Raw genomic sequence first — 20588 nt, 5'->3', positions numbered from 1 at the left:
TTTTATCTTGAGCTATAAGTTGCAACCGGAATGATCATCTCTTCCAATGAAATCCCACCGTGCTGGAAGGTTTCATTATAGTAATTCACAAACTGGTTGTAGTTATTCTGATAAACAAAATAACGGTCTTCTTTTGCAAAGATATAATTAGAACTAATATTGATTTTAGGCAGTTGTGCCTCATGTGGATTTTTAATCAGGAACACCTCTTTTGCATTATAATTCAAGTTCCGTCCCTGTTTGTAACGCAGATTAGTATTCGTATTCCTGTCTCCGATTACTTTACTCGGATGTTTAACTCTTATGGTTCCGTGATCAGTTGTAATAACTACTTTTACTCTTTTTTGAGAAAGCTTTTTGAGCAGTTCCAAAAGTGGCGAGTGTTCAAACCAGCTTAAAGTAAGCGAACGGTAAGCTGCGTCATCGTTTGCCAGTTCACGAATCATAGCCATGTCAGTACGGGCATGAGAAAGCATATCAACAAAATTGTAAACGATAGCGTTAAACTCATTCTGCATCAGTTTATTTACCTGATCTGTTAGCGCCTTACCGTCATCATAAGTTAATATTTTATGATAGCTGAATTTACAGTCATGACGTACACTGCGTTTGATCTGTTCGGCGAGGAATTCTTCTTCGTGCATGTTTTTGCCACCTTCCTCGTCATCATTCTGCCAAAGCTTAGGGAATCTTTTCTCCATTTCCAGCGGCATCAGACCGGAAAAAATAGAATTTCGGGCATATTGCGTTGCTGTCGGTAGGATACTGGAATATATATCTTCTTCATCGAGTCTGAAATGTTCTGTGATCAGCGGGTTAATGATTTTCCACTGGTCATAACGCAGATTGTCAATGAGGATGAAGAAAACTGGTGTATTGGGGTTGATATGTGGGAAAGCTTTTTTCTTCAGCAGCTCATTAGAGAGCAGCGGAGGTTTTTCTTTACCGTTTACCCAACCAAGATAATTATCTTCTATAAAGCGAGAAAACTGTGTATTCGCCTCAGACTTCTGCATGGTGAGAATCTCGTGCATCTGCGGATCATCTAGTTTTTCGAGTTCAAGTTCCCAAAAAACCAGTTTTTTATAAACTTCTACCCATTCTTCATAGCTCAGTTTATCATTCAGTGTCATACCTAGTCTTCTGAAATCCTGCTGATAAGCCATGGAGGTCTTTGCGCTGATCAACCTCTTGTTATCTATGATTTTTTTGATAGTTAGTAATACCTGTTTAGGGTTTACAGGTTTGATCAGGTAATCGTCAATTTTAGAACCGATAGCATCTTCCATCAGGTTCTCTTCTTCACTTTTAGTGATCAATACCACGGGAACGTCATTTTTAATGTTCTTTATGGCAGACAAAGTTTCCAATCCGCTCATACCTGGCATATTCTCGTCAAGAAAAACTAAGTCAAAGTGCTCTTTACCAAATGCTTCTAACGCATCATTGCCGTTGGTGAAGGTAGTGACATGGTATCCTTTTTCGTTCAGTAATAATATATGTGGTTTTAATAAGTTGATCTCATCATCGGCCCATAAAATCTTGGTTTCCTGCATTATTTGAGTGTCTAGTGTAAATAATTCTTCAAAAAAAGTGATCTCTTTCTGATTACCGATAAAAATAGCAATTTTTGTACCGTATAATTTATTTTACCTGATTGAACAAAAAGAAAATCATAAATGATCCGGTCTACGGGTTTATCAAAATTCCGTCCGAACTGATCTTTGATCTGGTGTCTCACCCTTATTTTCAGCGGCTTCGTTATATCAAGCAACTCGGCATGACCCACCTGGTTTATCCGGGAGCATTGCATACCCGTTTTCATCATGCGCTTGGTGCCATGCACCTGATGAGTTTGGCAATAGAGGTATTACGAGGTAAAGGGCATGAAATCAGCGTGGAAGAGGAGGAAAGCGCTACCATTGCAATTTTATTGCATGATGTTGGGCACGGTCCTTTTTCGCACGCGCTGGAGCATTCATTAGTCAGAGATATAAAACATGAGGACATTTCCATGCAAATTATGGAAAAGCTGAATGTGGAATTCGACGGACGTCTGGATATGGCAATTTCAATCTTCAGGGGCGGGTATCGAAAACAATTCTTACACCAGTTGATTTCCAGTCAGTTAGATCTGGATCGTATGGACTATCTTAACAGGGACAGTTTTTTTACAGGGGTAAGTGAGGGAGTGATCAGTTTTGATCGTATTATAAAGATGTTTAATCTCGCAGACGGTCATCTGGTTATTGAAGAAAAAGGGATCTACAGTATTGAAAAATTCCTGATTGCAAGGCGATTGATGTACTGGCAGGTGTATTTGCATAAAACGGTTATTTCCGGAGAGCAATTGCTGGTTAAAATTCTCAAAAGGGCTAAAGAGCTTTCAAGGAATGGTGTAAGTTTATTTGCTACCCCCGCATTGTCACACTTTTTAGAAAATGAATTGTCTTCAGCCAATTTTTTTGCTGATCCTTTACATCTGGAGCAATTCACAAGGCTGGATGATCAGGATATCTTTACCTCGGTAAAGGTTTGGCAGGACAACGGGGACCGGATTCTGTCCCTGCTTTGCCGGATGCTGGTTAGCAGGAATTTATATAAAACAGAAATTTCTAATGCTTCTCCTGATCCCGAACGGATACAACGTCTGCTCGATCATGCAATGATCACCTATAAAATCAGTGCTGAAGAAGCAGCCTATTTTGTATTCACTGACCAGATCAGCAACCGGGCCTATCATATTTCCGGTGGAGGGAGCACGATCAGTATTCTGATGAAAAATCTTGATATACTGGATATTGCAAAAGCGTCAGATTTGGCTAACCTTAAATCCTTAGATAAAACCGTCAGGAAACACATCCTGTGTTATCCTACAATAATTTAGCATTTTTTAACAAAAAAAGCCAATAATAATTCCGTTTTTAGCATGCTGGACAAAGTGCAGCGTTTGAAAATATGACTTGTGGGATTATTTGTTCATATCAATTTAACATTTAACTTTGTAGGATGCAATTTACTGCCAAGCAGATAAGCGACTTTTTAAGTGGAACAGTTGAAGGAGATGAAACCGCCGTGGTTTCTGAACTTTCAAAAATAGAGGATGGAAAGAAAGGGACCTTATGTTTTCTGTCGAACCCTAAGTACGAACATTATATATATTCGACAAATGCTTCCGTAGTAATTGTCAGTCTGGATTTTGCGCCAGCCCATAAGTTAAGTTGTACGCTTGTCCGGGTTAAGGATCCTTATAGCGCTTTTTCGGTATTACTCGAGAAATACAATGAGGCGCTGACCATGGTTAGTGAGAAGAGCGGGATAGAACAGCCTTCTTTTGTACACCCATCGGCTACTATCGGTAAAAATGTATTTATTGGTGCATTCGCCTATGTTTCTGAAAATGTAGTCATTGGCGATAACACGAAAGTTTTCCCCCAGGTATTTATTGGTGCTGATACAGTAATCGGCTCAAACGGCTTTTTTCATCCAGGGGTGAAAATATATAATCGTTCTGTGATCGGCAATCGTGTAATTATTCACTCTAATACAGTGATTGGCAGCGATGGTTTCGGATTTGCACCTCAACCTGACGGTAGTTACAGTAAGATTCCGCAAATTGGAAACGTAGTTATTGAAGATGACGTTGAGATTGGTTCAAATACGACAGTCGACCGGGCAACAATGGGTTCTACCTTTATCCGTAAAGGTGTGAAGCTGGACAACCTGATTCAGGTTGCACATAACGTAGAAATAGGTGAAAACACAGTTGTAGCCGCACAAGCGGGTATTTCTGGCAGTACCAAGGTAGGGGAGCGTTCTGTCGTCGGCGGACAGGTAGGAATTGCAGGCCATTTATCACTTGCGAAAGGAACTCAATTGGGTGCCCAGGCGGGGGTTAATTTTAGTATTAGTGAGGAAAACAAACAATGGCATGGTTCTCCTGCACAGCCACTCCGTAACTGGATGAGAGCATCTGTACTCTTCAGGCATCTTCCGGATATGGAAAAGAGAATCGCAAAGCTGGAAACAAGCTTGAATACCACGCCCCAATCATAGTAATAAAAGAACTACACAAAACAATAATGAACGTTAAACAAAAAACCATTAAAAGCGAAGTTTCTGTAAAGGGCGTAGGTCTGCATACAGGAGCTAATGTCACTTTGACTTTTTGTCCGGCACCTGAAAATCACGGGTTCAAATTCCAGCGAACGGATCTTCCTGGAGAACCGATCGTAGATGCAGACTGCGATAATGTTACGGACACGGCAAGAGGTACGACAATTAGCCAGAATGGAGCAAGTATCAGTACGGTAGAGCATGTAATGGCATCTCTGGTGGGTATGGATCTGGATAATGTGCTGATGAAGCTTGATGGGCCTGAAACGCCGATTATGGATGGCAGCGCTATTCTTTTTGTAGAGGCTTTGGAAAGAGCCGGAATAATCGCGCAAAGTGTAGATCGTGAATACTTCCAGATTCCGCACAATATTATTTATACAGAAGCAGAACGTAAGGTAGAAATCGTAGCAATGCCGCTTGATGATTACAGGTTTACCTGTATGATTGATTATAATTCACCTGTACTTGGGAGTCAGCATGCAGTGATTCCAAGTATTGCAGAATTTAAGAACGAAATCGCATCCTGCCGGACCTTTTGTTTCCTGCATGAGCTTGAATATCAGCTGCAGAATAATCTGATCAAAGGCGGTGACTTAAATAACGCTATCGTTATCGTAGATAAAGAAGTGACCAGGGAAGAACTGGATCACCTGGCTAAAATATTTCACAGGGAAAAAATTGACGTAGCTCCTCAGGGTGTCCTGAATAATATGGAACTGCGTTATCAGAATGAACCCGCAAGACATAAATTATTAGATATGATTGGTGATCTTGCCCTTGTGGGGATGCACCTGAAAGGTCATATTATGGCTGCCCGTCCGGGACACGCAGCTAATGTTGCCTTTGCTAAAAAGATTAAAGCAGCAATTAAAAAAGAAAAAAACAAAAAAGTGCAGCACGTTTATGATCCTGGGGTGAAACCTTTGTATGACGTGGTTCAGATCATGGATATTCTGCCACACAGACAACCCTTTCTATTTATCGATAAGATCCTCGAACTTTCAAAGACACACGTAGTCGGCGTAAAAAACGTTACTATGAATGAAGAGTTTTTTAAGGGGCATTTTCCTGGCGCTCCGGTTTTACCGGGCGTAATTCAGATCGAAGCTATGGCACAAACGGGTGGAATCCTGGTGCTCAGCACTGTTCCTGATCCAAGAAACTACCTGACTTATTTCCTTAAAATAGATAAAGTACGTTTCCGTGCCCAGGTACTACCTGGAGATACTATCGTTTTCAGATGCGATCTGATGGAGCCAATCCGCAGGGGTATCGCGCAAATGAAAGGTGTCGGAATGGTGGGTGAGAAAGTTGTTGTGGAAGCCGAAATGATGGCACAAATTTCAAAAGTTAAAGAAAGCGAACGCGTATCATGATACAACCCTTAGCCTATATACATCCGGATGCAAAAATCGGTAAAAATGTAACCATTGAACCTTTTTCTGTGATTCACAAAGACGTTGTGATCGGAGACGGAACATGGATTGCGTCAAATGTCGTCATCATGGATGGTGCGCGGATAGGAAAAAACTGTAATATTTTTCCAGGATCTGTAATTTCCGGTGTTCCTCAGGATTTAAAGTTCGCAGGTGAAGTTACAACTGCGGAGATTGGTGATTATACCACTATCCGAGAATGTGTAACGATTAATCGTGGAACTAAAGATAAATGGAAGACTGTAATCGGGAGTCACTGCCTGATTCAGGCTTATAGCCATATTGCGCATGATTGCGAAGTTGGTGATTACTGTATTTTCTCTAACAGTACGACTCTGGCAGGCCATATTACTATCGGTAGCCACGTGGTTCTTGCCGGGCTGGTTGCTATTCATCAGTTTGTTAAAGTAGGTTCACATGCCTTTATTACCGGTGGTTCACTGGTACGTAAAGATGTGCCTCCTTATGTTAAAGCCGCAAGGGAACCACTTTCGTATGCAGGTATCAATTCTGTAGGACTTAGAAGAAGAGGGTTTTCGTCTGAGAAGATCAACGAAATCCAGGAGATTTACAGGGTTCTTTTCGTAAAGCACAATAATGTAACTAAAGCACTTGATAAAATTGAGGCTGAATTCGCACCTACAGAGATCAGGGATGAGATCGTTGATTTTATCCGTAATTCTAACAGGGGTGTGATGAAAGGTTTCGGTTCCGGTAGCTAAGCATGGATATTAAGCTATCGGCAGCGGGCAGAAGGTTTAACCAGGAGTGGATATTCAGAGATATCAGCTATACGTTTGCTGGTGGTCAGAAATACGCCATTCTGGGTCCAAATGGTTCAGGTAAATCGACTTTACTTAGCCTGATTCTTGGTAATCTGTCTCCGTCCGAAGGTGAGGTTTCTTATTCCGCAGATGGTATTGCTATCCCGGAAGCCGAATGGTATCGTCAAAGTAGCTTTGCTGCACCCTATTTAGATCTGGTTGAGGAGTTCACCCTACAGGAGACAATTGCGTTTCATTTCAAGTTTAAAGATCTCATTCCGGGTCTCAATTTGAGGGCTGTTCTGGATCTCCTGGGATTGAGCCGTTCGGAAGACAAAGCTCTTAAATATTTCTCTTCTGGAATGAAGCAAAGAACGAAACTGGCGCTGGCTTGCTGTACAGATGCTCCTTTGCTATTGCTGGACGAACCGACCTCTAATCTTGATGTTCAGGGTGTGAGTTGGTATCAGGACCTCATTGCGCAGTTTGCAGCAAAAAAGATGGTGATCATTGGGTCAAATCAGGAGAATGAGTATAAATTTTGCGATCATCACCTGCAGATTTCTGATTATAAATAGCTGTATTAGGGGTCAAATTGCAAGACAAATGTCATGTTAGAGCACCCAAATGCATTTAAAAGAATATTTAAATATTAGTATTGTAGAATTCATAATTTGTCTTTACCTTTGCGGCACGAAATGGCGCTAAAGATTGTAAGCTTAAATTTCAATTAAAATGGCAAAAGCATCAGAAGTAAAAAGTGGTAATATTTTGCGTTTCAATGGTGAGTTAGTACAGGTCGAAGAGTTTCTTCACCGTACGCCCGGAAACCTGAGAGCTTTTTACCAGGCTAAGATGCGAAATATCAAAACAGGGAAACTTGTTGAATATAGATTCCGTACTGATGAAGAAGTATCTATTTGCCGCGTTGAAACCAGTGACTATCAATATCTGTATGAAGATGGAGAATTTCTGGTGGTAATGGATAACACTTCTTTTGAACAGTTTAACATACCCAGAACGTTGTTCGGAGAATCTGTTAAATTTTTGAAAGAAGGAATGAATGTAATCATCGCATTTGAAAGTGAGGAGCCGATTATGGCGCAGACACCTTCTCATGTAGAGCTGGAAATTACCTATACGGAACCAGCTGTCAAAGGTGATACTTCAACAAACGCATTGAAATATGCAACTGTTGAGACGGGTGTGGAGATTAAAGTCCCCATGTTTATTAATCAGGGCGATAAAATTCGTGTTGATACCCGCACAAGTGAATATGTTGAAAGAGTAAAGTAAGAATTTTCATAGTTTAGTTTTAGGTTTAGGTTGATTTTGGCTTCGGAGTGGTTCCCGAAGCCATATTTTTTTTAGGCCATTTCTGTTTATCTTTGAGTATGGCACTTAAATCTTTGATCAGAAAGCAGGAATTGCTGCGTCGAAAAACGCTGAACCCCGAAAATATTCGCCTGCTCAATGAAAAACTGCTTGAACAATTCTGCAGACTGGATTTTTCAGGGATCCACACCATTCATCTTTTTTTGCCGATTGAAGATAAAAATGAACCCGATACCTTCCTTTTTATTGACTGGCTTCAGCTTGAGCATCCTAAAATTAAGATAGTAATCCCGCGGGCAGATTTTGAAACTTTTTTGATGACACACCATGTTTTTGCCGGGAGGGAAATGCTTCAGAAAAATAAGTTTCAGATTTGGGAACCTATAGACGACCAGGAATACTCAGCAGAAATTGATCTTGTCTTAGTGCCTTTGCTCGCAGTAGATGTGCATGGTTATCGCGTAGGATATGGAAAGGGATTCTATGATCGTTTTCTGGAGACTTCCGGAGCCCTTAAAGTTGGGGTCTCATTTTTTGCACCTGAAGGAGAAATCAGCGACGTGCATGAAAATGATATCCGGCTGGATTGTTGCCTTACGCCGGATACCATTGTTTATTTTTAAGCTTTTAGCTTGTTTAATTGTTATGTTTTGCTTTCCAGCTCGAGTAAAACCGGACAATGATCAGAATGGATAGCGTCGGGTAGAATACGTACATTTTTAAGTCTTTCCAGCATCGGTGGGGTAGTAAGGTGGTAATCAATACGCCAACCGAGGTTCTTCGCTCTTGATCCGGCTCGGTAGCTCCACCAGGTATAATGATGGGGATCTTTATTGAAATGACGGAAAGTGTCGGTCAGACCACTGCCAACGAGTAAATCCATCCATGCTCTTTCTTCTGGTAAAAACCCGGAAGATTTCGCATTTGACTTAGGGTTATGAATATCAATTGCCGAGTGACAGATGTTATAGTCTCCGGAAATGATCAGGTTCGGATGCGTTAGGCGCAGATTGGTGATGTATTGCTCAAAAAAATCCATGAAAACATACTTTTTAGCCTGTCTCTCATCACCGGACGATCCAGACGGCAAATACACGCTCATCAATGAAAAGTCTTCGAAATCGGCTCTTAAAATGCGGCCTTCTTTATCAATCCATTCCTCTCCGCAACCGTATTCAACGTGGAGCGGTTTGATCTTCGTTAGTAATGCAACACCGCTGTATCCTTTTTTTTCCGCACAGAACCAGTAATGATGATATCCCAGGCTTTCAATCAGGGCTATAATCTCCGGGATTTGTTCCGGCATTGCTTTTACCTCCTGCAAACAAACCATATCTGCATCTGTGGATTGCAGCCAGCCGAAAAAATTCTTGGTGGAAGCAGAACGTATTCCGTTCACATTATAAGTGATTATCTTCATTTTATAGGTTATTTTAAACATTAAAAGCTATTGGCTTAATTTCTGGCGAACGTTTCATAGTCCGTTCCAGCTTTCTTGCCTGTCTTCTTTTTAATAGGCTTACCTGCATTTCCTGATTAGACACAGGTCTGTTATCTGGTCCCGTCTGACAGGCTGCGATCTTATCCAGCACGGCTATACCCGTAATAATTTCACCATATACAGTATAATTTCTATCCAGATGAGGCGTTCCGCCTACGGTCTGATAGATTTCACGTTGGTATGCGGGGATTTTAAATTTTAAACGGCCGTTCTCCAGGCTGTCCAGCCCTGCCGGGCTGAATATCTTACCTTGTACGAGGTAAAACTGACAACCACTTGATGCTTTTGCCGGATTGTTGTCTCTTGCCGCAGCAAGGACTCCTTTTTTATGGAAGAGGCTGTCTCTGAATTCTGCGTCAACCGTGTATCCTGTATCTCCCTCGCCTAATTCGGCTTCTGGCTTTGCTGCTTTGGAGTTAGGATCTCCACCCTGAATCATAAATCCGGCTATTACCCGGTGGAACAAGGTTCCGTTATAGAACCCGCTTTTAGCCAGTTTTACCATATTGTCCCTGTGTTTTGGCGTGCTGTTATAAAGCATGATGATAATTTCGCCATCTGCGGTATTAATCCTGATGTACTGGTGAATTGGTTTTGCAGCGTAAGCCTGTCCAAGCAAACAGCAGAGTAAAAAGGTATAGATGTATTTCATAAAGGCCTTGAAATTTTAACGAATTTACAGCTGAATGGAGGGGAATACAAATTATTAGTCATTTTATATGTCCCTGCAATGACTATAACCTTAACCTGATGGGTTTAAAGCTAATTAGCTTATTTGGAATTACTCGTTATATCCCCTACATTTGCATATCATGAAACTGAGACAAAAAATAGCCATGGGTTTATGTGCCGTTTACCTGATTAGCGTAATTGGTATAGCCCTTAGCCTGCATTTCTGCGGGGGTGATCTCGCTGCTGTCCAGTTTACTGCAAAGGAACACTGTAAAGGTTGTAAGGCCTCAGAGAAGCCTGATCAAACTAATACCTGCTGTAAAAATACAGCGGTTGATGCGAAGATTAAAGACAGCCATGAATCCGGAGTTAAAGTTAGCCTGCCTAAAAATTATGGCGTAACTTTATTCCTTGCACCATTTCTTTCAGAAATGATTCGTGCAGTATTACCAGTATTATTTAGTGGAAAGGCAGATAAAGTACCCCCTTTATCCAGTAGAGTTTCTCTGTATGCCTATAATTGTGTATTCCGGAATTAGACCAGGAATATTTTGCTTGTTAAGGTTCCTTTTCTGAACCTCTCTTTCAATTCAATTATTTAAACTGTCAGGACTTTAAGTCTGAACTTATACCGTCGTTTTCTTACGTCAAAAACTGGTCGGATATAGGCTAAATCCAGATTTTGTAACCCAGACAGGATCATTCTAAAAAATATACAGATGAAACTTATCGCATATGCAATAGCTGCTTCGGCATTATTATTTACAGGTTTAAAAACTTCAGCACAAGAAATTTCAAAAGCTGAACTGCAAGTTAACGGTTTAACGTGCTCTATGTGCTCCAGGGCAACTGAAACTTCTTTGAAAAGCCTGAGTTTTATTGAAGATATTACTCCGGACCTAAACCGGAATGTATTTGTCATCAATTTTAAAAAGGATCAGGACGTAAACCTGGATCAAATTAAAAATAAAGTTCAGGATGCGGGCTTCTCTATCGGAGATCTTTCTGCTACCATCCATTTCAATCAGACAGCAATAGATGAAAAGGGGCTTGCTCAGCTCGATGGAACAGTATTCAGGATTGTCAATGCAAAAAGTAAAACCCTGAATGGTCCGGTGGTTGTAAAGGTACTGGATAAAGACTTTATTTCTTCCTCTGCATTCCGTAAAAAAGCTGCTCAGCTTAAAGTAGACAGTTATGCTACGGGAAAAGAAGTTATCCAGGGTAAAGAAACCAGGGTTTATCACCTGAGTATTTAAGTCGCAGAGATGAGGAAATTATTGTTTGTTGCAGTAGGAATGTTGCTGCTTTTTCAAACCGGGCTGCGCGCACAGGAGCTTTATGTTTTTACGGAACCTGCGAGTAATATGGCCGCCAAATCTATCGGTATAAGGGTTACCCAGGAGGGTTCTTTTAACAGCAGGGCAAACCGAACTATGCCTGAACTCATGCTAAGCTTTAATAAAAAGCTGATGGTTCACGGTCAGGCATTTTTGTCGGACATGGATAACCGGTACAGGCTCGAGGGAGGAAGTCTTTATGGTAAATACCGTTTTCTTTCTATTGATGATGCGCAGCAGCACTTCAGGGCTGCAGCTTTTGGAAGATTGAGTACCAGTAAAAGAAAGGTTTATACCGAAGATATTAACCTCGAAGGGGACAATAGTGGTGTCCAGGGAGGTTTGATCTTTACACAGCTACTTCACAAACTGGCACTTTCAGCGACAGTAAGTTATACAAAGGCGTTTGATCTGGGCGAGCTGCGGGGAAATCCAAATCTTCCGGTTGCCAGCCAGATGCTGGGCTATAGCCTGTCTTCTGGTTATCTGATGCTACCTTTTGTCTACAAAAACTATAATCAGCCGAACTTTAACCTGTATTTCGAAATGTTGGGTAAAACCAATCCGGAAACCGGACATTCTTATCTTGACCTGGCCCCTGCGTTGCAGGTTATCCTGAATAGCCGGACAAGAATAGATCTGGGTTACCGCTTTGAAGTAGCCGGTAAAATGGACAACCGCTTTACTAAAAACATGTTCCTGGTTCGTGCTGAGTTTAACTTTTTTAATGCTTTAAAATAAAATAGAAATGAAAAAATCACTGGTAATTTGTTTTGCGCTGTTATTAAGCGCTTTTATGCAGCCTGTAATGGCTCAGAAATCCGAAGTTCAAACGAAGTTCAATGTTGTTCTCCAACAGTATTATGTACTAAAAAATGCACTTGCGAAAGATGACGCGCCTGCAGCATCAGTGGCAGCGTCTAAGCTACAGGAGGTAATTAAAGAGGTCCCGCATACCGGGTTTTCTTCCGACGCCCAACATCAACTATGGATGAAAGAATCAGCTCCAGCTGTAAAAAGTGCAGGAGAAATTGCCGGATCGAAAGACCTGAAAGAGCAGCGTAAAAGTTTTATGGGCGTAAGTGAACCGATGCTTGCCTTGGTTAAGGGGCTGAAATTGAATAATGACGCAGTTTACGTTCAGTTTTGTCCGATGGGTAAATATACTTGGCTTAATGAGGTCAAAGCTGTACAGAATCCATATTATGGAAGTGCTATGTACGACTGTGGTTCGGTTACCGCTACATTGAAGTAATGTATTTCTTATCATAGATCAATCTGGCGGGACTTTATTGGCAGTAGCTTTGCGGGTATTAAAATAAACCCTATCATTATGAAAAAGTTATTCTTATTTTTTGTGGCGCTTAGCCTTAGTGCAGCAACTTTCGCACAAACTAAATGGACCACCGACCCGATGCATTCCTTCGTTAATTTCGAAGTAAGACATATGGGGATATCATTTGTTAATGGTGCGTTTCACAAGTTTTCAGGAACTATCGAAGCATCAAAAGCAGACCTTACAGATGCTAAGATCAATTTCACTGTAGATGTGAACAGTATCAGTACTACTGTAGAAATGCGTGATAAGCACTTAAAATCTGACGATTTCTTTAATGCCGAAAAATATCCTGAAATGACTTTCGTAAGTACGTCTTTCAAAAAATTGAAAGATAATAACTACGAACTTAATGGTAAACTGACAATTCGTGATGTAACCAAAGACGTTAAATTTAATGTTGTTTATGGCGGAACAGCTAAAAATCAGCAAGGTGGAACGATCGCTGGATTTCAAGCTAGTACAACTATAGACCGTACTGCATTTAACATTAAGTACGATCCGACTGGAATGGCTGTAGCAAAGGATATTAAAATTAATCTAAATCTTGAGTTTGCACAAGCTAAATAAGCTTTTTGAATAACCTCAAAAGGGGGATGGAGAAGCTTTTAAGTTTTTCCATCCCCCTTTTTCATTTATGACATACCTTTAATCATGGCTAATCTTTCAACAATCCGTCAAATGAATGCCAGCCTGCCGGTACAGGACCTTTTAATGCCTGTTCTTTTTATCGGACATGGTTCTCCGATGAACGGCATAGAAACCAATGCTTTTAGTAATTCCTGGGCTGAATTGGGAAGAACGATACCGGTACCAAAAGCCGTTATTGTGGTCTCCGCACATTGGTTTACTAATGGTACTGCAGTTACTGCAATGGACTTTCCTCAGACTATTCATGACTTCGGGGGATTTCCGCAAGCGTTATTTGATTTACAGTATCCTGCCCCCGGCGATCCTGCGCTTGCTGTTGAGACGGCAGGGTTAATTTCTAGTACAAAAGTAGAGCTCGATCATGATTGGGGCCTGGACCATGGTGCCTGGACAGTTTTACAGCACATGTTTCCTCTGGCTGATATTCCTATTCTGCAGCTCAGTATTGATTACAGAAAAGATCCAAGAGCACATTATGAGATGGCTGCAGAATTGGTTGCACTGCGCAGAAAAGGAGTTTTGATTATGGGCAGTGGAAATATGGTGCACAATCTACGCATGATGAATTGGAGTATGATTGATGGTGGCGGATATGACTGGGCACTGGATATAAATGAGCAGTTTAAACAGTTGATTATGAATGGAGACCACCGCCCGCTCATGGCCTATCAGCAGCTCGGTAAAGCCGCAATGCTCGCTATACCCACTCCGGAACATTATCTGCCTTTACTTTATGCGCTTGGTTTGCAGTTACCGCAGGATCAGGTAAGTTTATTCAATGACCAAGCTGTAGGTGGCTCGTTAACGATGACTTCCGTCCGAATCGGATAGACTGTAACATTTATAAAACCTTTCTCTTCAGCGTTATTGCAGGCCATTTTTCTACTAAATTGCAGGCATAACCTAAACTGATGAAGAAATTTTACTTGTTTTTCTTACTGGGTACTACTGCAGCTTCTGCGCAGCAAACTCAGCCACTGACAGTGGACTATATTATGCGGGACCAGAAATGGCTTGGAACAGCTCCTTCCAATTATCGGTGGTCCGGTGATAGTAAAGCAGTCTATTTTGACTGGAATCCGGAAAATAAAGAGAAAGATGAACTGTATAAAGTACAGATCGGATCTACGCAGCCAGTCAAGGCCGACCTCAAAGTGGCTGACGCAGCTATTCAGCTCGAATATACCTACAATTCAGACCGATCACTCGGATTAGTCGAGCAAGGAGGGGATCTTTACCTGCTTGAAGTTAAAAACGGGCGTAAAGTTCGCCTTACGCAGACAGTAGAAAGAGAATCCAATGCAGCGTTTCTTACAAATGGTTCTGTAGCCTTCCAGAGAGGGGATAATTTATTTGTTTTAAATCATCGTACCGGGGAATTAAAGCAACTGACAAATTTTGTCAGGAACAAAAAAGGAGAAGCAAAAACAGCCGCGGATAGTCAGGATGGATGGTTAAAAAAAGATCAGCTGGAACTATTTGACGTATTAAAAAAGCAAAAGAAAGCTGAACCATTTGGCTTTAGAGCAGCATTGATTCCGGAAAAACCTTTGCGTGCAATTGATTTGAAAGAGGCAGCTTTAAATGGATTGGTTGTTAGCCCAGATGCACGTTTCATAACTTACAGGTTGGTAAGCATGCCAGAGAAAGGCCACCAGACCATTGTCCCTGCTTTTGTTACTGAATCGGGTTATACGACAGATATTCCCGGCAGAACCAAGGTTGGGGAACCTCTTCCTGTATACACTCCTTACGTCTATGACAGGGAGCGTGACACGGTTTACCAGATTCAGACTGCACAAATACCCGGAATAAAGGATCTGCCTGATTATCTGAAAGATTATCCGGATAAGCTGGAAGCCGCCAAACGTAAAAATGCCGATCGAGCTATTAATATATTCGGGCCCTTCTGGAATCAGAAAGGGAATACTGCTGTTATAGCAGCGAGATCACAGGACAACAAAGATTTCTGGATTCTGAAACTAGATGCTGCTACGGGACAACTGAGCCTGGTAGACAGACAGCGGGACGAAGCATGGATTGCGGGTCCTGGAATTGGTGCGAGAGGGATTTTCTGGATCGATAATCAAAAAATAGCTTTCCAGAGTGAGGCTAGTGGATATTCGCATATTTACATTGCTGATGTGGCTGCGGGAACTAAAAAGCAACTCACAAATGGTAAATGGGAAGTGAAAAACCTGCAGTTATCTGCTGATGCAAAAACACTTTATTTTTCCGGTAATATTGAGCATCCGGGGATTTCACATTTCTATAAAATTGGTGTGCAGGGGGGAGAGCCGGTCCGGATTACCAGTATGAAAGGCGGTAATGAGGTTACGCTTTCACCTGATGAAAAATGGCTTGCCATCAATTATTCCTATATGAATAAACCATGGGAACTGTACATTCAGGAAAATAAACCAGGTGCTCAGGCACGTCAGGTGACGGCTTCTACTTCAGCAGAATTTAAAGCCTATCAATGGAAAGAGCCGGAAATGGTGGCGTTTAAAAACCGTTATGGCGATGATGTATATGCACGCATATATCCTGCTGTTAAACCACACCCTAACCGTCCGGCAGTTGTCTTTGTGCATGGTGCCGGTTATCTGCAGAATGTACACTATTGGTGGAGCCAGTATTCCAGAGAATATATGTTCCATAATCTGCTGGCTGATCAGGGATATACAGTAATAGATATTGACTATACCGGGAGTGCTGGATACGGGAGAAATCATCGTACGGGCATTTACCGCCATATGGGTGGAAAGGATCTTACCGATCAGGCAGACGGCGTTAAATTACTGGTAGAAAAATACAATGTCAATCCCGCGCATGTAGGCCTTTATGGTGGTTCATACGGCGGCTTTATTACACTGATGGCGCTATTTAATGAGTCTGATGTCTTCGCTTCCGGTGCTGCACTGCGTTCGGTTACAGATTGGGCACATTATAACCATGGCTATACCGCAAATATTCTGAATGAGCCGGCTAATGACCCGATTGCCTATAAACAGAGTTCCCCAATTTATTTTGCTGACAAGTTAAAAGGCAATTTACTGATGGCGCATGGTATGGTAGACGTGAACGTTCATTTTCAGGATATTGTACGTTTGAGCCAGCGTTTTATCGAGCTGGGTAAGAACAATTGGGAGCTAGCGGTTTACCCAGTTGAAGACCATGGATTTGTACAGCCTTCGAGTTGGACAGATGAGTACAAGCGAATCTTTAAATTATTTGAAACGACGCTTAAAAAGTAGTTTTATGGGCTTAATAGGCCGCTGGTATACATATAGTTTTTGTCTATCTGTCTATCAATATTAAGTATCTGTAAAGTCCTGAATACGGTTGATAAATCCCATTTATTGACGTATTTTTGTGCAACGAAAAAAAAGAATATTATGATTAACATAGGTGAAAAATTCCCGGCATTTTCAAAACCGGCTGTTGTAAGTTTAGAAAAAGGAAAAGAATTCGAAACATTAACTTCTGATGCATTAGTAAATGAGAATAACCAGTGGACTTGTATGTTCTGGTGGCCAAAAGATTTTACATTTGTTTGCCCTACTGAGATCGCTGAATTCAATGCGAACTACGGTGAGTTCCGTGACCGTGACACTACGCTGATCGGTGCTTCTACTGATTCAGAAAATGTTCACTTAGCGTGGAGAAATAACCATGATGATTTACGTGGTTTGAAATTCCCAATGCTGGCTGATACTTCAAAATCTTTAGCTGAAGCACTTGATATTTTAGAGCCAACTGAAAAAATTGCTTACCGTGCTACTTTCATCATTGACCCACAGGGTATTGTCCGTTGGGCTAGTGTTAACGATTTAAGCGTTGGTCGTAATGTAAAAGAAGTTATCCGTGTGCTGGATGCTTTGCAAACTGACGAACTTTGCCCATGCAACTGGGAAAAAGGTGAAGCGACTTTAACTGTTTAATTAATTTTGATTCAAAAAGCCCCTGTAAATGCTTTTTGCAGGGGCTTTTCTGTACCCTATAATTTGAAAAATAATGTCTGAAATAACTGAAACTGTACAAGAGCTGCTGGCTATTGTCGGCCTGCCAGCTGAATATAGAAATGAGAGCTTAACCTTGCTTGAAAAAGGTAACTCCAGGTATGTAAGGGACCTGAAACTCAATTTCAGCAGTACTTTAACTTCTGCCCATATGTCGGAAAAAGAATGTGGTTTAGTCGCATTAAGTATCGCAGTGAACAATAATAACAAAGTTCTTATTGATTTCTTTGAGCAATATTCAATTTCCAAAGATGCTACTCCTGAGGAAATAGCTGAAGCAGCAGGCTGCGCTTCTTTACTGGCACTAAATAACGTGTTCTATCGTTTCCGTCACTTTACAGGGAAAGAAAAATATACACAGATCCCTGCACGCGTACGCATGCAGTTAATGAGTAGCCCGGTAACAGGTAAAGAGTTCTTTGAACTGATGAGTCTGGCGGTGTCAGCGGTAAATGGATGTGAAATGTGTGTGAATGCTCACGAAAACTCTATCCTGCATTTAGGCGCATCTGAAGAGCGTGTATTTGATGCAGTACGCATCGCCTCGATCGTAACTTCAGCCGGAAAAGTTATTTATTAAGGCTAAGTCTTAGCTGGCCGCGGTCTGAAATACAAATCTGTATCGAAAAAGCCCTTTCTGCTACTCCAGTGCCCCAAAAAGTGTCTAACATTTTGGGGCACTGGAGTAGCAGAAGGGGCTTTTGTTTTTGTCTTTGCTATGCAGAGTTTCTGCCTGCATTGACAATACCATAAACGGTTCTGATTGCCAGTTTCTCATAAGCTGCTGTAGAAGCTGTTGCTTCTTCCTGCAGTTTTTCAAGTGCATAATGCTGTATGAGTACCAGTGGAAGTACAATTTTCTCCCTGACCGCGATAGAGCGCTTCTCAACAGGGTAATTCTCCATCAAAGTCTGATGGCCTGCCAGTTTTAGTAACATGGCTTTAGAGCGCTCATATTCTTCGTGAAGCATAGTCCAGAAGGCTCCGAATTCCGGGTCTTTGGCAAAATGTGCGGTAATGGAGAAGTCAGACTTGCTCATCGACATCATACAGTTATCTATAATGGTCTTGAAATACCCGCTTTCCTGGTAGGTCCGCGTTATTTGATCCCAGTTGCCGGCGTCTTCCTGATTTTTTAAAGCTGTTCCGATCCCATAAAAACCAGGGACATTTTGTTTAAGCTGCCCCCAAGCAGTTACGAAGCTGATTGCGCGTAGATCTTCCAGCCTTAACTTCTCTCCTGAACTCCGTTTTACCGGCCTGCTGCTGATGGTGATCTTGGACAGCAGGCTTAATGGGGAGTAACGTTCGAGGTAAGTAAGGAATAAAGGATGCTGACGTAAAGCTACAAATGATTCAAAACTGTCATCAGCCATTTGGTCAAGTACATCTTTATGTTCGGGATCAAGCAGAATATTATGTTTTTCTCTTAGCCCCGATGATATACCGGCGTTAACAAGCTGGCTGATATTAAATCCTGCACTGTCAATAGAGCCATACTGAGAACTGATAGTCTGTCCCTGGATGGTTAACTGCAAGTGATTGTTTGCTATTTCTTTACCCATAGAAGCATAGAAACGGTGTGTTTTACCTCCGCCTCTCGATGGAGGTCCTCCTCGGCCGTCAAAGAAGGCCAGTTTAACGTTATGCTGTTCTGAAACTGTTGTTAATGCAACCTTGGCATTAAAGATTGACCAGTTGGCCATCAGGTAACCTCCGTCTTTTGTACTATCTGAGAAGCCCAGCATAATCTGTTGCTGATTACCTCTTCTGGCAAGGTGCTCCTGATAGAATGGATGCTTATAAAGTGTCTCCATAATAGCAGGTGCATCCTTCAGGTCATGCACGGTCTCAAAAAGGGGCACAAAGTCGATGTCCAGATCTTCCACTGTCCAACCGTTCCAAAGGAATAATTCAATTAGCTGCAGGATATCTGAAGCCTGCTGGCAGTTACTGATAATAAAGCGGTGACAGGCCAGTGGTCCGTTCTGCTGCTGAATGGTGCGGATATCCGTAATCGTATCCAGCGTATCGCTAATTAGCGGTGCCGTGTCTTCACCATGGTGTATTTTCGCACTTTTAAAAGATAAGTGACCGATTTTCTCCTCCTCTGAGAGTTCATCATAATTTTCCGGGAACAATGACAGGATCGGTTTATGCTGACGGCACCAGGCGTGTACATCACGAAGTACCCGGCTATCTTGTCTGATGTCAAGAGAAGCGAAGTAACTGCCATATAAAGCAACCTTACGCAGCAGGTCATCTACCAGATCAGCGAATAGCCCGTCATGAAATTCTAACAGTGTGTCTTTTATATCCTGTAATCCCGCCGCAAGTTCTGCAGAGATATCTTTTGGTTCGATCGCGGGATCGAATGCATTTTTGTAGAGTACATCCTGTATCTGATGTATTTTTTCTTCTACACCGCGAAACGTAATACGGCGTTTCAGTTTCCTGAAATCCCTGTAGTAACAGCGGAAAAGAACCTGACGTAACATGCGTGTCACTTCGCGGGTATCTTTAGCCTGCACGTTGGGGTTGCCATCTCGATCACCACCGGGCCAGAAACCCATTTCTATAACCTTTTTGCTCGGTATCTGAATTTCTTCCAGCGCACTGTCTATTTCGGACTGGATATTTGCAGCAGCGAAATAGAACACATTTTCCAGATACCAGGTTAAGCTAAGTGCTTCATCTACTGGTGTCGGAGATTTTTTATTGAAAAATGGGGTCTTACCCAATTGTTGCAACAGCTGGTTGATACTATCAATATCATTCGTTTTGATGGCTGTGGTGAGGTCGGTAATAATAGAGAGTACACTGCCCGGATAAAACTGAGTAGGATGTGCGGTTAATACCAGCCGAAGTGAAAAATCTTCGATAAGTTTCGCTGTGCGGTCATGCAGTTCTGTATTGAATGCACTTTTACGGAGCAGCGAACTTAATGAACCCTGGTCTTCCGCTGTATTCAGTTTTTGGAAAGACGCATCTTCTACTGCATCAAAGAGTACCACCTGACGTTCTATATACTGTATAAAACGGAATAACAGGTCATTTACATCTGTTGCGGAGCTGGCTTGCGTATATTTTTCAAAGAAAGCAGTGATAATTTCGGCTGGTGTCTGATGTTGTTTGACTCCATCTTCACAATACTTAATGAAAAGCGGTAGAAGAGTTCCTGTATCCTTGACCTTATAAAAGGGCAAAGTAAGGAACAGGCTGTTGTACAATTCAAATCTTGATACAACTTCATTATTAAATATGGCCTCTTTCTGGCTAGTCACTTTCTGTTTCTGCGTCATATTAAGCTTTATTTTTGGGAGCTTAATCTAAGGAAAATGACTGGAAGATCTATAGAATAAATTTTAAAATAAAATTATTTTGCCAAACTAAGTATTTACTATAAATTGCT

Annotated in this window: 20 protein-coding genes; 16 read left to right on the top strand and 4 right to left on the bottom strand. The window is 41.6% G+C overall.

Annotated elements, in window-relative coordinates:
• Positions 1 to 2 precede the first annotated feature (2 nt).
• Positions 3 to 1556 (bottom strand): T9SS response regulator signal transducer PorX, encoded by a 1554-nt coding sequence (porX, locus tag BM192_RS05600; RefSeq protein WP_074590582.1) that lies wholly within the window; start codon positions 1554 to 1556, stop codon positions 3 to 5.
• A gap of 101 nt (positions 1557 to 1657) precedes the next feature.
• Between porX and BM192_RS05595 the strand changes: the two genes are divergently transcribed.
• The 7 genes from BM192_RS05595 to BM192_RS05565 all read left to right on the top strand — a co-directional run bounded on the left by BM192_RS05595 (position 1658) and on the right by BM192_RS05565 (position 8277).
• The gene (locus BM192_RS05595) at positions 1658 to 2887 is read left to right on the top strand and encodes an HD domain-containing protein (protein ID WP_037441208.1); all 1230 of its coding nucleotides are present in this window, start codon (positions 1658 to 1660) and stop codon (positions 2885 to 2887) included.
• A 122-nt stretch (positions 2888 to 3009) separates the two neighbouring features.
• On the top strand, positions 3010 to 4056 hold the full coding sequence (gene lpxD, locus BM192_RS05590) for a UDP-3-O-(3-hydroxymyristoyl)glucosamine N-acyltransferase (protein ID WP_037441209.1): 1047 nt from the start codon (positions 3010 to 3012) through the stop codon (positions 4054 to 4056).
• 26 nt (positions 4057 to 4082) lie between these two features.
• Positions 4083 to 5495: a bifunctional UDP-3-O-[3-hydroxymyristoyl] N-acetylglucosamine deacetylase/3-hydroxyacyl-ACP dehydratase gene (locus tag BM192_RS05585; RefSeq protein ID WP_074590760.1), complete on the top strand. Its 1413-nt coding sequence runs from the start codon at positions 4083 to 4085 to the stop codon at positions 5493 to 5495.
• Positions 5492 to 6277 (top strand): acyl-ACP--UDP-N-acetylglucosamine O-acyltransferase, encoded by a 786-nt coding sequence (gene lpxA / locus BM192_RS05580; RefSeq protein WP_037441211.1) that lies wholly within the window; start codon positions 5492 to 5494, stop codon positions 6275 to 6277. Before BM192_RS05585 ends, lpxA begins: the two co-directional genes overlap by 4 nt.
• A 2-nt stretch (positions 6278 to 6279) precedes the next feature.
• On the top strand, positions 6280 to 6897 hold the full coding sequence (locus BM192_RS05575; protein WP_037441212.1) for an ABC transporter ATP-binding protein: 618 nt from the start codon (positions 6280 to 6282) through the stop codon (positions 6895 to 6897).
• A 157-nt stretch (positions 6898 to 7054) separates the two neighbouring features.
• Complete coding sequence (gene efp, locus BM192_RS05570) at positions 7055 to 7615, top strand: elongation factor P (RefSeq protein ID WP_074590763.1); 561 nt, start codon at positions 7055 to 7057, stop codon at positions 7613 to 7615.
• Between the two features lie 98 nt (positions 7616 to 7713).
• Positions 7714 to 8277, top strand: a complete 564-nt coding sequence (locus BM192_RS05565) for a 5-formyltetrahydrofolate cyclo-ligase (protein WP_037441214.1) — start codon at positions 7714 to 7716, stop codon at positions 8275 to 8277.
• A gap of 20 nt (positions 8278 to 8297) precedes the next feature.
• Here the strand turns inward: BM192_RS05565 and BM192_RS05560 are convergent, their stop codons facing one another.
• Both BM192_RS05560 and BM192_RS05555 read right to left on the bottom strand, forming a co-directional pair.
• Complete coding sequence (locus BM192_RS05560) at positions 8298 to 9074, bottom strand: exodeoxyribonuclease III (protein ID WP_037441401.1); 777 nt, start codon at positions 9072 to 9074, stop codon at positions 8298 to 8300.
• Between the two features lie 13 nt (positions 9075 to 9087).
• Complete coding sequence (locus tag BM192_RS05555; RefSeq protein WP_037441216.1) at positions 9088 to 9807, bottom strand: peptidylprolyl isomerase; 720 nt, start codon at positions 9805 to 9807, stop codon at positions 9088 to 9090.
• A gap of 160 nt (positions 9808 to 9967) precedes the next feature.
• Between BM192_RS05555 and BM192_RS05550 the strand changes: the two genes are divergently transcribed.
• From BM192_RS05550 to BM192_RS05510, 9 genes are all read left to right on the top strand, one after another.
• Positions 9968 to 10366 (top strand): HYC_CC_PP family protein, encoded by a 399-nt coding sequence (locus BM192_RS05550; protein ID WP_037441220.1) that lies wholly within the window; start codon positions 9968 to 9970, stop codon positions 10364 to 10366.
• A 180-nt stretch (positions 10367 to 10546) separates the two neighbouring features.
• A complete protein-coding gene (locus BM192_RS05545) occupies positions 10547 to 11086 on the top strand; it encodes a heavy-metal-associated domain-containing protein (protein ID WP_037441223.1) in 540 nt (179 codons plus the stop codon).
• A gap of 9 nt (positions 11087 to 11095) precedes the next feature.
• On the top strand, positions 11096 to 11908 hold the full coding sequence (locus BM192_RS05540; RefSeq protein ID WP_037441225.1) for a hypothetical protein: 813 nt from the start codon (positions 11096 to 11098) through the stop codon (positions 11906 to 11908).
• A 7-nt stretch (positions 11909 to 11915) separates the two neighbouring features.
• Entirely contained in the window at positions 11916 to 12422 is a 507-nt protein-coding gene (locus BM192_RS05535) for a DUF3347 domain-containing protein (RefSeq protein WP_037441228.1), read from the top strand.
• 78 nt (positions 12423 to 12500) lie between these two features.
• Positions 12501 to 13073 carry a YceI family protein gene (locus BM192_RS05530; RefSeq protein WP_037441229.1) on the top strand — a complete coding sequence of 191 codons (573 nt, stop codon included), beginning with the start codon at positions 12501 to 12503 and terminating at the stop codon, positions 13071 to 13073.
• A gap of 84 nt (positions 13074 to 13157) precedes the next feature.
• Complete coding sequence (gene ygiD, locus BM192_RS05525) at positions 13158 to 13985, top strand: 4,5-DOPA-extradiol-dioxygenase (protein WP_037441231.1); 828 nt, start codon at positions 13158 to 13160, stop codon at positions 13983 to 13985.
• Between the two features lie 80 nt (positions 13986 to 14065).
• Positions 14066 to 16411: a S9 family peptidase gene (locus BM192_RS05520; RefSeq protein ID WP_037441233.1), complete on the top strand. Its 2346-nt coding sequence runs from the start codon at positions 14066 to 14068 to the stop codon at positions 16409 to 16411.
• Between the two features lie 141 nt (positions 16412 to 16552).
• Entirely contained in the window at positions 16553 to 17098 is a 546-nt protein-coding gene (locus tag BM192_RS05515) for a peroxiredoxin (protein WP_037441235.1), read from the top strand.
• Between the two features lie 73 nt (positions 17099 to 17171).
• Entirely contained in the window at positions 17172 to 17756 is a 585-nt protein-coding gene (locus BM192_RS05510) for a carboxymuconolactone decarboxylase family protein (protein WP_037441237.1), read from the top strand.
• A gap of 136 nt (positions 17757 to 17892) precedes the next feature.
• Here the strand turns inward: BM192_RS05510 and BM192_RS05505 are convergent, their stop codons facing one another.
• Entirely contained in the window at positions 17893 to 20478 is a 2586-nt protein-coding gene (locus BM192_RS05505; protein WP_037441239.1) for a phosphoenolpyruvate carboxylase, read from the bottom strand.
• Positions 20479 to 20588: the final 110 nt, after the last annotated feature.

This window comes from Pedobacter antarcticus (assembly GCF_900112985.1).
Taxonomy (GTDB): domain Bacteria; phylum Bacteroidota; class Bacteroidia; order Sphingobacteriales; family Sphingobacteriaceae; genus Pedobacter; species Pedobacter antarcticus.
Note: the sequence above shows the minus strand (reverse complement) of the source record. Positions and strands in the feature narration are given on the sequence as shown.

Coding starts and splice junctions, on each gene's coding strand:
- porX (WP_074590582.1), bottom strand. CDS start 1,556: ATGCAGGAAACCAAGATTTTATGGGCCGATGATGAGATCAACTTATTA.
- lpxD (WP_037441209.1), top strand. CDS start 3,010: ATGCAATTTACTGCCAAGCAGATAAGCGACTTTTTAAGTGGAACAGTT.
- BM192_RS05585 (WP_074590760.1), top strand. CDS start 4,083: ATGAACGTTAAACAAAAAACCATTAAAAGCGAAGTTTCTGTAAAGGGC.
- lpxA (WP_037441211.1), top strand. CDS start 5,492: ATGATACAACCCTTAGCCTATATACATCCGGATGCAAAAATCGGTAAA.
- BM192_RS05575 (WP_037441212.1), top strand. CDS start 6,280: ATGGATATTAAGCTATCGGCAGCGGGCAGAAGGTTTAACCAGGAGTGG.
- efp (WP_074590763.1), top strand. CDS start 7,055: ATGGCAAAAGCATCAGAAGTAAAAAGTGGTAATATTTTGCGTTTCAAT.
- BM192_RS05565 (WP_037441214.1), top strand. CDS start 7,714: ATGGCACTTAAATCTTTGATCAGAAAGCAGGAATTGCTGCGTCGAAAA.
- BM192_RS05560 (WP_037441401.1), bottom strand. CDS start 9,074: ATGAAGATAATCACTTATAATGTGAACGGAATACGTTCTGCTTCCACC.
- BM192_RS05555 (WP_037441216.1), bottom strand. CDS start 9,807: ATGAAATACATCTATACCTTTTTACTCTGCTGTTTGCTTGGACAGGCT.
- BM192_RS05550 (WP_037441220.1), top strand. CDS start 9,968: ATGAAACTGAGACAAAAAATAGCCATGGGTTTATGTGCCGTTTACCTG.
- BM192_RS05545 (WP_037441223.1), top strand. CDS start 10,547: ATGAAACTTATCGCATATGCAATAGCTGCTTCGGCATTATTATTTACA.
- BM192_RS05540 (WP_037441225.1), top strand. CDS start 11,096: ATGAGGAAATTATTGTTTGTTGCAGTAGGAATGTTGCTGCTTTTTCAA.
- BM192_RS05535 (WP_037441228.1), top strand. CDS start 11,916: ATGAAAAAATCACTGGTAATTTGTTTTGCGCTGTTATTAAGCGCTTTT.
- BM192_RS05530 (WP_037441229.1), top strand. CDS start 12,501: ATGAAAAAGTTATTCTTATTTTTTGTGGCGCTTAGCCTTAGTGCAGCA.
- ygiD (WP_037441231.1), top strand. CDS start 13,158: ATGGCTAATCTTTCAACAATCCGTCAAATGAATGCCAGCCTGCCGGTA.
- BM192_RS05520 (WP_037441233.1), top strand. CDS start 14,066: ATGAAGAAATTTTACTTGTTTTTCTTACTGGGTACTACTGCAGCTTCT.
- BM192_RS05515 (WP_037441235.1), top strand. CDS start 16,553: ATGATTAACATAGGTGAAAAATTCCCGGCATTTTCAAAACCGGCTGTT.
- BM192_RS05510 (WP_037441237.1), top strand. CDS start 17,172: ATGTCTGAAATAACTGAAACTGTACAAGAGCTGCTGGCTATTGTCGGC.
- BM192_RS05505 (WP_037441239.1), bottom strand. CDS start 20,478: ATGACGCAGAAACAGAAAGTGACTAGCCAGAAAGAGGCCATATTTAAT.